This is a genomic window from Deltaproteobacteria bacterium, from assembly GCA_016210005.1.
GTDB lineage: Bacteria > Desulfobacterota > Binatia > HRBIN30 > JACQVA1 > JACQVA1.
In genome coordinates, this window is sequence record JACQVA010000078.1 from 16,878 (window position 1) to 28,072 (window position 11,195).

At 65.6% G+C, this 11,195-nt stretch carries 15 protein-coding genes; 3 read left to right on the plus strand and 12 right to left on the minus strand.

The annotated features are described in order from the left end of the window. Window positions 1-115 precede the first annotated feature (115 nt). A complete protein-coding gene (locus HY699_08205) occupies window positions 116-1,213 on the minus strand; it encodes an IclR family transcriptional regulator (GenBank protein ID MBI4515783.1) in 1,098 nt (365 codons plus the stop codon). A 588-nt stretch (window positions 1,214-1,801) separates the two neighbouring features. Between HY699_08205 and HY699_08210 the strand changes: the two genes are divergently transcribed. Beyond that, window positions 1,802-2,707, plus strand: coding sequence for a methionyl-tRNA formyltransferase (locus HY699_08210; protein ID MBI4515784.1), 906 nt, complete (start codon window positions 1,802-1,804; stop codon window positions 2,705-2,707). 23 nt (window positions 2,708-2,730) lie between these two features. Here the strand turns inward: HY699_08210 and HY699_08215 are convergent, their stop codons facing one another. The 7 genes from HY699_08215 to HY699_08245 all read right to left on the minus strand — a co-directional run bounded on the left by HY699_08215 (window position 2,731) and on the right by HY699_08245 (window position 7,816). Continuing rightward, window positions 2,731-3,450: a hypothetical protein gene (locus tag HY699_08215; GenBank protein MBI4515785.1), complete on the minus strand. Its 720-nt coding sequence runs from the start codon at window positions 3,448-3,450 to the stop codon at window positions 2,731-2,733. Continuing rightward, window positions 3,447-3,929, minus strand: coding sequence for a hypothetical protein (locus HY699_08220; GenBank protein MBI4515786.1), 483 nt, complete (start codon window positions 3,927-3,929; stop codon window positions 3,447-3,449). Before HY699_08220 ends, HY699_08215 begins: the two co-directional genes overlap by 4 nt. Further along, window positions 3,926-5,356 (minus strand): argininosuccinate lyase, encoded by a 1,431-nt coding sequence (gene argH, locus HY699_08225; protein ID MBI4515787.1) that lies wholly within the window; start codon window positions 5,354-5,356, stop codon window positions 3,926-3,928. The genes HY699_08220 and argH overlap by 4 nt, the downstream gene beginning before the upstream one ends. A 55-nt stretch (window positions 5,357-5,411) precedes the next feature. Further along, the gene (locus HY699_08230; protein ID MBI4515788.1) at window positions 5,412-6,248 is read right to left on the minus strand and encodes an SDR family oxidoreductase; all 837 of its coding nucleotides are present in this window, start codon (window positions 6,246-6,248) and stop codon (window positions 5,412-5,414) included. A 184-nt stretch (window positions 6,249-6,432) separates the two neighbouring features. Further along, window positions 6,433-6,942 (minus strand): DUF1993 domain-containing protein, encoded by a 510-nt coding sequence (locus HY699_08235; GenBank protein MBI4515789.1) that lies wholly within the window; start codon window positions 6,940-6,942, stop codon window positions 6,433-6,435. A 374-nt stretch (window positions 6,943-7,316) separates the two neighbouring features. Further along, window positions 7,317-7,520 (minus strand): hypothetical protein, encoded by a 204-nt coding sequence (locus tag HY699_08240; protein ID MBI4515790.1) that lies wholly within the window; start codon window positions 7,518-7,520, stop codon window positions 7,317-7,319. After that, complete coding sequence (locus tag HY699_08245) at window positions 7,517-7,816, minus strand: BrnT family toxin (GenBank protein ID MBI4515791.1); 300 nt, start codon at window positions 7,814-7,816, stop codon at window positions 7,517-7,519. Before HY699_08245 ends, HY699_08240 begins: the two co-directional genes overlap by 4 nt. A gap of 636 nt (window positions 7,817-8,452) precedes the next feature. Between HY699_08245 and HY699_08250 the strand changes: the two genes are divergently transcribed. Further along, window positions 8,453-9,067, plus strand: a complete 615-nt coding sequence (locus HY699_08250) for a hypothetical protein (GenBank protein ID MBI4515792.1) — start codon at window positions 8,453-8,455, stop codon at window positions 9,065-9,067. Window positions 9,068-9,372: 305 nt separating this feature from the next. On the opposite strand, the gene HY699_08255 is transcribed toward HY699_08250, so the two are convergent. From HY699_08255 to HY699_08270, 4 genes are all read right to left on the minus strand, one after another. Continuing rightward, window positions 9,373-9,684 carry a type II toxin-antitoxin system PemK/MazF family toxin gene (locus tag HY699_08255; GenBank protein MBI4515793.1) on the minus strand — a complete coding sequence of 104 codons (312 nt, stop codon included), beginning with the start codon at window positions 9,682-9,684 and terminating at the stop codon, window positions 9,373-9,375. A 4-nt stretch (window positions 9,685-9,688) separates the two neighbouring features. Beyond that, window positions 9,689-9,898, minus strand: coding sequence for a hypothetical protein (locus HY699_08260; protein ID MBI4515794.1), 210 nt, complete (start codon window positions 9,896-9,898; stop codon window positions 9,689-9,691). Between the two features lie 10 nt (window positions 9,899-9,908). Beyond that, window positions 9,909-10,253 (minus strand): hypothetical protein, encoded by a 345-nt coding sequence (locus HY699_08265; protein ID MBI4515795.1) that lies wholly within the window; start codon window positions 10,251-10,253, stop codon window positions 9,909-9,911. A gap of 76 nt (window positions 10,254-10,329) precedes the next feature. After that, complete coding sequence (locus tag HY699_08270; protein MBI4515796.1) at window positions 10,330-10,524, minus strand: hypothetical protein; 195 nt, start codon at window positions 10,522-10,524, stop codon at window positions 10,330-10,332. 190 nt (window positions 10,525-10,714) lie between these two features. On the opposite strand from HY699_08270, the gene HY699_08275 reads away from it, so the two are divergent. Further along, window positions 10,715-10,912, plus strand: a complete 198-nt coding sequence (locus HY699_08275; GenBank protein MBI4515797.1) for a hypothetical protein — start codon at window positions 10,715-10,717, stop codon at window positions 10,910-10,912. The last annotated feature ends 283 nt before the right edge of the window (window positions 10,913-11,195 follow it).

Sequence of the window (11,195 nt, forward strand, 5' to 3'; positions counted from 1 at the left end):
GACATACCCCACCTCAGCCAAATCCGGCCGTGCAAATTTGTCGAGTTGGGGGAAATCGGCAACCGGATGACTTCTTTGCCGGCTGGCCGAATGGGCAGGGGGAGGGCCGTGGAGCCTAGGAATTGAAGCCGAGGCGCTTGGATAGTTCGCCCGCGGCCTTGGCCACCAGCGGCCCGACTTCCTTCTGAATGCGCTCTTCGGATAGACGATAGCTGGGCGCTGCGATCGCCACGCTGCCGACCACCATACGGGTGTAGTCGCGCACCGGGGCGGCCACTGAAGTGGCGTCGGCGACGTATTCGCCCGTATCCACGGCGTAACCCTGCGCCGCCGCCTGCTTGAGCTGCTGCACCAGCGCCGGGCGCTCGGTGATGGTTCGCTCGGTGAACTTGGAGAGGTCATCCGGCAGCAGCTCGCGCAACTCCTCCTCGGAGCAGAAGGCGAGATACACCTTCCCGACGGCGGTGCAGTGCAAGGGCAGCGCTTCGCCGACGCGCGAGACCATCCTCACCGGTTGATCCGATTCGACCGCGTCCAGCGGCACCGCCGCACCCCGTCGCAACACCGCCACCAGCGCGGTCTCACGCGCCTTGCGCGCGGCGTGTTCTAAGATCGGCCGGGCCTGGCGCAACAAACCGACCTGGCCGACGTAGTTCTGGCCCAGCTGCAAGCAGCGGATGCCCAGCCGATAGTTGTCGGTGGCCTTGTTCTGCTCGATGTACCCGCGCGCCTCCAGCGTGGCCAGGAGCCGAAAGACGTTGTTCTTGTGCAGCTTGAGCCGCTTGCTCAGCTCGGTGACGCCAAGCTCGTCGCGCTCGCCGTTGAACTGCTCGATCACATCGAGCGCGTGAGAGACCGATTGAATGGTGTAGTTTGTCTTCTCGCGTCGCACTGGATCACCCTCGAAAAGCCGTTTTACGTAAATACAACCGGGCGCGAAGTCAAACCCCGCCCCGGCGATGCCCGCCCCGGGCTTGCAAGCAACCTCTGCTCTGCCTATACGGGTACACCTCGCAAGAGAGAGGTAACTTGTGGAAATCACGTCGATAACAGCACGATCACCGAGGCCGGTCGCGCCCGCGATGGGGGCCGTGGAAATCGTCAATCGGGACGGCGCGGCAGCGCTGGTACTGAGCTGCGAGCACGGCGCGTGCGCCGTTCCGGCCGAGTACGACAACCTCGGCCTCGAGGAAGAGCAGCTGCGCGAGCACATTGGCTGGGACATCGGCGCGCGGGCGCTCAGCCTGGCTTTGGCGGCGCAGCTGGACGTGCCAGCGGTACTGGCCGGCGTGTCGCGTCTGGTGATCGACTGCAATCGTGCTCTCGATGACCACGATCTGATCGCAGCCGAGAGTCACGGCGTGCCGATTCCCGGCAATGCGGCGGTGGACGCGGCGGAACGGCAACTCCGCGTTCGCGACTTCTATCAGCCGTACCACGACGCGGTCGACGAGGTGCTGGCCGCGCGGCCGGGAGCGTTCTTGTTCAGCGTGCACAGTTTCACGCCGCTGCTGAACGGCCGCGAGCGCCGCTTCGATGCGGGCGTGCTGTTCGACCTGCACGCGGCCGCGGCCGAGCGGCTCGGGCGCGAGTTGTCCGGCAGCGGCTTCCGCGTGCGCTACAACCAGCCGTACTCGGGGCTCGATGGGCTGATCTTCAGCGCCCGCAGCCACGGCCAGCGCCACGGCCTGCGTTATCTCGAGCTGGAGCTGAACAACGCCCTGCTGCGAAGTGAGGCCGCCGTGCATTCAGTGGCGACGCGGGTGGCTACAGCTCTGCGAAGCCTTGTGTCGGAGGGATCATGCGCATAATTTTGATCGGCCAAGCGGCCTTCGCGGAAAAGGTGCTTGATGGTGTGCGCAAAGACGGTCACCAGGTAGCCGCGGTCTACTGCCCGCCCGATACCGGTGCCAAACCCGATCCGGTGAAAGCCCGCGCCCTGGCGCTCGATATCCCCGTGCGCCAGCACCAGTCGCTCAAGCGGGCCGAAGTGCGGCGCGAGTTTCAGGAGCTCGCTGCCGATCTGGCGGTGTTGGCTTACGTGACGCAGATCGTACCGCAGAGCGTCTTCGAAGTTCCTCGCTTGGGCAGCATCTGCTTCCATCCCTCGTTGCTGCCGCGATACCGCGGCGGCAGCGCGATTGCGTGGCAGATTATCAAGGGTGAGACTCAGTCCGGTGTGTCGGTCTTCTGGGTTGACGCGGGCATCGATACCGGCCCGATCCTGTTGCAGAAGACGGCGGCGATCGATCCTGACGACACCGCCGGCTCGCTGTACTTCAACCAGCTGTTCGCCGTCGGTGTCGAGGCGGTGATGGAATCGGTGCAACTGATCGCCGCCGGCAGCGCGCCGCGCGTGGCGCAGGACGAAAGCCTGGCAACCTACGACCCGCTCTGCCGTGACGAGCACGCGGCGATCGACTGGGCGCGCCCGCTGCGCCAAGTGTACAACCTGATCCGCGGCTGTGACCCGCAGCCCGGCGCGTACACGCTGTTCAACGGCCACAAGCTCCGCCTCTACGATGCCCGGTGTGTGGCCGGCACCTTTCGCCCGGGGGTGGTCGAGGCGGTGACAGCCGAGGGCGTGCTCATCGGCGCCGACGGTGGTGGGATTCGGGCCAAGCGCGTGCGCTGCGGCGATCAGAAACTTGCGGCCGCGGCCTTTGCCGCCGAAAACGGCCTCAGCGTCGGGACGCGGCTGGGGTAAGGCGTGGGCGACGAAACCGGTTGTTACAACGCCAGGGTCCAGACGCGGGCGGCTTCCCAGACGCGCTCTTGGACCTCGGGCCACGCTTGCCACAGCTCGGCACCGAGCACCGAGCGCAGCCGCTCGGCGGAATAGAAGATCAACAAGCCGCAATCGTAGCGCCAGCCGCGGGAGACGTCACCGCCGGTAGCCGCGTACATCGCCGTGCGATAGATCCCGCTGGCCAGATCCGCGCCGGCATCGCCGTAGATCACCTCGCCGGCGGCACCGAAGGGCAAGGGCAGCTGCAGGCGGAAATCGGGCGCAGGCGCTTTGGTCGGCGCGCTGAAGACCCGCGACTGGTCCGCCACCTCGGGCGCGGCTTCGCGCAGCCTCGCGAAGGTCCTGTCAATCGCCGGTTTGGCCAGTCCGAGGGCGGTCTCGTGTTGTGTCGGCCCGCGTTCCTCGCCGCCGTAACGGAAACACATGAAGGGGTCGGCGCGAATCTCGCGCTTGGCGCACCAGGCGAGCAGTGCCTCATCGATTTTGCCGAAGAGCAACTTGCGAAACGCCGCGTCGCGGTTGAAGCGTTTGCGTTGAGCGCGCGCCTCGTCCGCGGCCTTCTCCAGAATCATACGCACACATTGCTTGTCGGCCATGACCTCGTCAGCCGCCAGGCTGCGCTCGAGGAAGTTGAAGAAAGCCCGTGCGGTTTCGCGCTTGGTATCGAGATGGCTCGCCATGGCTGGGCGTGCCCGTCTCACTGCCGCGCCGGCGCTGCCGCGGCGCCGGCCGGGGTTGGTGGCGGCAGCTCCCGCGTGAGCGATGCGCTGTTTGAGGGCTCGCTGTAGTAACCGTCGTCGGTGAAAGCGATGATCCGGTAGGTGTACGTGCTACCGATTGCCGGCTCGCGATCGAGGTAACGGAAGCTGCGCGTCTGGCGGAAGCGCTCGCGATCCGCCAGTTGCACCGTGGTCAGCGGCTGGAAGCTCGATGCCCGATCGAGCGCCGCACGTTCGATGACGAAGCCACCCAAGTTGGCCAGGGTCGTACCGTCGGCGTGCCGGCGCGGCCGACTCCACACCAGCACGACGCCGTCGGTGCCGTTGGTGGCTTGTAGGTCGGTAATCGCCCGCGGCGCCACGAACTCAGGTGGTTTGGGCGGCGCCTTGCGGCCGCAGGCCGCCAGCGCCAGCGCCACCAACGGGATGATCGTCCACCGCGCCGTCATGTCGCAGCTCACGGCCGCTTCTTGTTGAGCTCGCGCCTGACGTTACGCATGGAGGTGCCGCCGCGGGCGCGGCGGCGGTCGACGGCGGCGGCCAGCGTCAGCCAGCGGCGCACGTCGGGAGCGAATTCGGGGGCAAAGCGACGCAGCTCGGCGACCTCGAGTTGCTCCAGCGTCTGGCCGCTCTCCAGGCAGTGGCGCACCACCGCGCCCACCACGCCGTGGGCGTCGCGGAACGGTACGCCTTTGGTAACGAGGTAGTCCGCCAACTCGGTGGCGAGGGTGAAGCCCGCCTGGGCCGCTCGCTGCATGCGCTCGGCGTTGATTTGCAGATGTGGCACCATGGCGGTGAAAATCTTCAAGCTCCCGCTGAGGGTGTCGAAACTATCGAAGACCGCTTCCTTGTCCTCTTGCAGATCACGGTTGTACGACAGCGGCAACCCCTTCATCACCGTCAGTAAGGCCATCAGATTGCCATAGAGGCGGCCGGTCTTGCCGCGCACCAACTCGGCGACATCGGGGTTCTTCTTTTGCGGCATCATCGAGCTGCCGGTGGCGAAGCGATCCGGCAACTCGATGAAGCCAAACTCCTGCGAGGCCCACAGCACGATCTCCTCCGCCAGGCGGCTCAGATGCATGCCGAGCAGGGCTGCGGCGGCGAGGAACTCGAGCGCGAAATCGCGGTCGCTGACCGCGTCGAGGCTGTTGGCACTGACTTCGGAGAAACCGAGTTCGCGCGCCACGAAGGCACGGTCGATCGGGAAGGTGGTGCCGGCGAGCGCACCCGAGCCGAGCGGCAGCACGTCGACGTGGGCGTAACAAGCGGCAAAGCGCTCGCGGTCGCGCTGCAACATCTCGACGTAGGCGAGCAAGTGATGCGCGAAGAGCACCGGCTGCGCCGGTTGCAGGTGGGTGTAGCCGGGCATGATCACGCCGAGGTGGCGGTTTGCCAGCTCCCGCAGCGCCTCTTGCAGGCCGCGCTGCTCGGCATTGAGCAACGTGATCGCGTCCTTCAGATAGAGGCGGAAGCTGGTGGCCACTTGATCGTTGCGGCTACGCGCGGTGTGCAGCTTGCCGCCGAGCGGGCCGAGCTTTTCGATCAAGCGGCGCTCGATCGCCATGTGGATGTCTTCGTCGCTGGCGGCCAGCGCCATGCGGCCGGCCAGCAATTCCCCACGGATTTCTGCCAGTGCCTTGACGATGCGCGCCGCCTCACGCGGCTTGATGATGCGCTGGCGCCCGAGCATACGGCAGTGGGCGATGCTGCCTTGGAGATCATGAAACGCCAGCCGGCGGTCCACCGGTAGTGAACTGCTGAAGGCATCGACGAGTTGGTCCGTCGGCTCGCTCATGCGCCCGGCCCACGCCTTGTGGCCGACTTGCGGCGGTGAATTCGCCCGCCGCCTGGCGGCCGCTGCCCGACCCGTATTGGCCTTAGTCATCGGCGCGGCACCTTAGCCGAAAGCGGCGGCGAAGGAAATTGAACCCGGCCACCGGCTACGGTACTTCGGGATCGAACATCGGGGTCCAGTTGCCGAGCGCGAGCGCGCCGTCGGCGATCAACGTGGCGCCGTTGATGTAGCGAGCGGCCGGCGAACAAAGGAAGAGCACCACCGCCGCCACCTCCTCGGGTTGCGCCAGGCGATGGGTGGGGATGTCGCGCACCGCGTCGCTCTCGTAGTCGCTCTGCTCGGCGCGGCTGAACTCTTCTTCGCGTACGCCGTGGGTGGAAACCGTGCCCGGCGCCAGGGCGTTGATCGTCACCCCGTGGCGCGCCCAGTAGAAGGCCAAGGACTTCGTCAGGTTCACCACCCCGGCGCGCGCCGCACCAGAGTGGGCGAAGTAGGCCGCGCCGCGCTCGAAGGAGTAGATGTGCACGATGTTCACGATCGCGCCCGCCCCCCGCGCCACCATGTGCGGGCCCACCCGGCTGCACAGGTTCCAGGTGCCGTTGAGGTTGAGATCAATGACCGAGCGCCAGCCGCGATCGCTGATCTCGCTCGGGCGTGCCGGAAACTGCCCGCCGGCGTTGTTCACCAGGCAGTCGATGGCGCCAAAACGATCGAGTGCCTGTCGCACCAACCTATCGACCTGCTCGGTCTCGCGAATATTGGTCGGCAGCGCCAAGCACGGGCCGCCGAGGGCGCGAATCTCGTCGGCAGTCGGATTGAGGTTCTCCGGCTTGCGACTAGCGATGACGACGTTCGCGCCCAGGCGGGCGAAGCCGAGCGCGATCGCCTTTCCAATACCGCGCCCCCCGCCGGTGACCAGCGCGGTCTGACCGCGAAAGAGCCCGGCGCAGAAGGTGTCAATCGGGTCTGCTGCAGTACGCATGACGGCGCAGTGTAGGAGAGCGGCCGGGCCGCGGTCAATCAGCGGAAGGTGAGCTGAAAACTACGCGGACCCGGGCCGTATCGATCATGGCCTCCATCAAGGACCGGCCACCGCGCCCGCCTGGGCGTGTCCGCCATTCCCGCTTTCCAGGCCTGACCACCGGGGCCGGCCTATCATGGCGACCTCAGCCGTCCTTGACCGGAAGCGAGCCGATGAAGTCCATCTTGCCGAGATCGACGCCGTTGTGGCGAAGGATGGCGTACGCTGTGGTTGCGTGGAAGAAGAAGTTGGGGATCGCAACGTGTACCATGTAGTCGTCGCCGCGCAGCCACTTGCCGCCGAGCCAGGGCGGAGAAACCTTGCACTCCTCGGAGCCGCCCAAATCCTGCGCTTGGACGGTGTCGAGAAAGCTGAGGCACTTCTGGACCCGCTGCCGTAGCTCGGCGAAGGTCTGCTCCGTATCGGGGTGGGGCGGCGCCGGCTTGCCGCTAAGGTACGCGGCCGCGAACTTCGCCTGATCGCAGGCCGACTGCACCTGTCTGACAAGTGCGAACTGATCCGGCGCCAGGCGGGCTTGAACGAGCACGTCAACCTCGAAGGACTTGGCCTTCGCAAGCGCGGCGGCCTTGTCCATCCACTGGTCGAGGTTCCGCAGGGTCTTGGCAAACAGCCGGATGGCATCGTCGTGAGTCATGGAAGGCCCCTTTTCTGAATGCCCGACGATAGCCGACGGCGCGCACTCAGGCGAGGCCCCCGGGTGATCCGGACCGCGCTGGGCATCGACGCCCGGGGGATTGAGGCGAATGCGACGCCATGACTGAAACGGTAGGATGCGAACCAGCTCACCGCGCGGCGCGAGTCATCGGCATCGATGTGCTCGATGGGCAGGATCGCCCGCTGCACCTGCGGTTCGAAGGGCAACGCTTCGTGCGGAAACAGCACGCGTCCGGGCCATCAGGGGAGCGGCGTCACGTAGAACGCCTGGTGATGCTCCCGGAAGCCAAGTTGGATCGGGGTGTAGAAATCGTGGCCGAGCACGTTTCGGCGGAGGCGGACCGTGCCGCGAACTCAGCGACCGACCGACTTGATCAGCTCGATGTCCCGGCGAATCCAGTCGTTGACAATGGTGGCAACGTCGGTTCGCTGCTGCTCTGCGAGCCGACTGAGAAACGCCTCCAACTTCGGCTGGAGGTACACCGGCAGCCTCAGTCTCGCCCCGCGGCGATAGAACTTGCCGCGGACGCCCTTCGAGAAATCGTATTGCTTCTTCATTCTGCTCCCTCGTTGTACTGCTGCATTTCCTGCTTGGTTGCCCGGCGCGCCGAAATGATGCGCACGCGACACCGCGCTGCGTCGAGCGGCGTGAACGTGTGGACGAGCACCAGCACGCTGCCGGCGGCGCCCAGGCCCAACGTCACCCAGCGCTCTTTGTCATTGCTGTGTTCCTCGTCTGGCATCGAAACGGCGCGCGGATCGAGAAATACGGCCGTGGCGCGCCGGAAGGTCACGCCGTGCTTGCGGGCATTCGTCTGCGCCTTGCGTACATCCCAGTCGAAGACATACTCCACGCTGTACGTATACGTGAGCCGCTCGCGGGTTGGCAGGCCACGCGGAGCATCGGGGCCGCGCGATCGTCGATCCAGGCGTCATCGTACCGGCTGCAACAAGGTCTTCGAGGAAACCATGAACCGGGAGATCATCGACCTTGCCACGATGACGTTTCGTGCGCGGCGGTCAATGCCGGGCTGCCGATCCCGCCTTCGCGTCTCCGCGTCTCTGCGCGAGGAGTTCTTCGCACGGTGCCAGGTTCTCCAGCTTTCAGCCCTTCGACCGTGCTCACGGCATGCTTTGTGCCCTTCGACGGCGCCTAGCGCGGGCTGACGCCCGCAACCCAAAGCTCGACAGGGGTATTCCGTCATGCCCGCAATCTTTAGAGCCTGCCCCCGCGAAGGCGTGGGGCGGGCATCCAGGGGCGGTGGGGCTCCGGATGGATTCCCGCCTTCGCGGGAATGACGGACCCTGGCCCGGACCGACATGCCGGCAGTCCTCTAGCCGGCATCCAGGGGGGGGCGGGGACGTGCATCCCGAACCGCTCCTGCGGCTCCGAAATCTGTGCGCCGCGCGCAGGCTTTCGGCCATAGTAGTTCAGGGCAGGCTTTGGACCTTTGGACCTTGGACTTTGGACTCTGACTGGAGGTGAGACGATGAAAAGAACACCCACGTGGATCATCGCAGTTACCCTCGCGCTGCTGGCGAACACCGTCGCCGCCGACGCGCCGAACTTGCTCAACTACCAGGGCCGGCTGACCGACCCGAGCGGCACTCCGAAGAACGGCACGTTCACGATGCAGTTCGCGGTCTACGATGCCGAGAGCGGGGGTAACCAGCTCCCGTCCGGCACGCCGTGGAGCGAGACGCAGAGCGTCACGGTGACTGATGGCGTGTTCAACGTGTTGCTGGGTAGCGTGACGGCGCTGCCGGCGAACTTGTTCGAAGGTGGGCCCTCGGATGCGTCTGGGCCGCTGCGGTTTCTGCAAGTGACAGTGGACGGAGAAGCGCTGACACCGCGGCGGCGGATCGCAAGCGCCGCGTATGCGGTTCGAAGTAGCTCGGGTGGGTTCAACAGTTGCGTTCTCCGTAGTGGCACCCCAGGTAACGAGAAGGAGGTGTCCTGCGCCGTTGGTGAAGAACTCGTCGCGGGAGGCTGCTTCTGCAACGGTGCTGCTCGCGAGTCCTATCCAAGTGCCATCAACACCTGGCATTGCCACGGCGATCCTAGTTTCATCGTTTGCACGCCATGGGCGAAGTGCTGTCAGTAGGTGCGGATGCACACGATGCACGAGGCCAACGCCTCTGGAGTCGGAAACGGTGTCCGGACGGGCGTCGATGCCGGGGATGGGTGCGAAGTGACTGAGGTTGAATGTGTAAATGGGCACCGCGGTTCGGAGCGCAACTGCGGCGATCAGACAGTCGAGCATGCCGATGCCGTGGCTCAGTCGGTACGCGGCAAACCAGCTCGCTGCGCGGCGCGAGTCATCGGCATCGATGTGCTCGATGGGCAAGATCACCAACCGCTGGTCCTGCCGGGAGCGCGGGCTGCCAGCGTGCAGGGCGGGGCCGGGGTTCAGAGACGCATATGCTGGTTCCAGGTCGTGCGTACGGACGCTTCGTCTGCGGCAGTGAGGCGGCCGAGCCGCCTCTTCAGGACGGTCTTCTCGGCCGTCACCAGCCGGTCCAAGCGCGCCACCGACGGCTTCGCCAGACCAGCCTGTGCCCAATCGGCCAATGGTACGTCGAGAGGACCGCTCCGCGGCGCCGAAGTGACGCGACAGATCAAGGCGTCGTGCTGGAGGTCGAACAAAACCAGCGCCGGGCGCGCCTTGCTGACAGTGCCCGACGTGAACGGGAACTGGCAGATGTACACTTCGCCGAACACGCGTTCAGTAGGTATCGTAGACGGCGTCTTCGGGCGAGTCGTCGCGCATGAACTGCTCGTAGGCTGCGCTGCGCCACTCCGCGGCCCCCACGTCATCAGCGGTGAGGACGATGATCCGGGCACGCCCGGTCTTCGGCAGTTGCGCCGCAGCTTCGGGAGGGAGCCTCAGCACGCCTTCGGCGGTCAACTCAACGGTGAATTCCACAGCACGCATGGTGCGGAGCCTAATGCGCCGGCCGGGCGCCGTCAACGCTCGCGGCGCTGGCTACGCGGTGCTGGCGCTCTCGGCGACTCCCAACGCGTTCGCCGACGCCTCCTTCAGCCGGACGCTCGCACGTACGGCTGACGGGCGTTTGATGCCAGGGATTGGCGCGAAGTGATTGAGGTTGAACGTGTAAATGGGCACCGCGGTTCCGGAGCGCCGACGCGGCAATCAACCAGTCGAGCATGCCGACGCCATGACTGAGACGGTAGGCTGCAAACCAGCTGGGCGCGCGGCGCGAGTCATCGGCATGGATGTGCTCGATGGGCAGGATCGCCAGCTGCTGTTCGATGCGCTGCTGCTCCATTCGGTCACGCGCACCCTGCAACAACTCCATCCATACGATGACGGGAAAGCCGACGATGCCGCGCTACCGAAGGGGCCTATGAGCCGTGCGAGGGCGCAGGGATGTGGGCATCGGGTAGGGGACGAACTTCCAACTTGTCCACCAGCCGGGCGGCGTATCGTTGTTGCGCGCGTCGCAGGTGTTCGAAGAACGCGTGTACGTCTTCGCCTGCCTGCGCGGAGAGCTGCCGGCCGGCAGCGCGCGTTTCCTCGACAATCGGATCCTTCCACATGGCTACTCGACCTCCTCGCCCAACAGTTCCTCGGGAAGCGCCGGGCCGGCCCATGACGCGGCAAGTGTAGCTGGTTTTCGCGCCCAGGAGAACGATGGTGCGGCGAGCCCGCCGCAGGCGCTCCTCGCATTGAGTCAGGCATCGCTTTCGGCGTTCCATCTTCAGCCTGGCACTTGAAGGGGGAAGGACAATGAAGAAGACGCTGGTTGGTGTCGCGCAGATGACCGGATTGGTGTTGCTCGTCTCTGCCCCGGCCGCATTCGCGCAGTCATCGAGCGCGAGCTTCCGCATGACCAGCCAGACGCTGAACACCGGCGGCGGAGTTTCGGACTCCGCCAGCTTCTCCCTGCCAGGATTGCCTGCGGCCGGGTCCGGAAGCGGGGGATGAATCACGAAAGCACGAAATGCCGAAAGCACGAAAATGGGTGGCTGCTCGAAGTTGGCGGGTGACGCAGAGGTCGAACGTTGCAAAATAGACTTGATGAAGGCTCGCGGTTTTCTGCTGCCGCGCGAGAAAACTCCTTGACGGCGAAATCTCGGGTATGTTACGCGAGGTGTAGTTCGTGTTCGTCACGCACTGTTGCGTGGCTTTCGACATCAGGAGGGGACTCCGGTGGTTCGGGCTCGAGTCGGTGGTGTCGCAGACGTGGCTTCGCGCTTCCAGCGCGTAA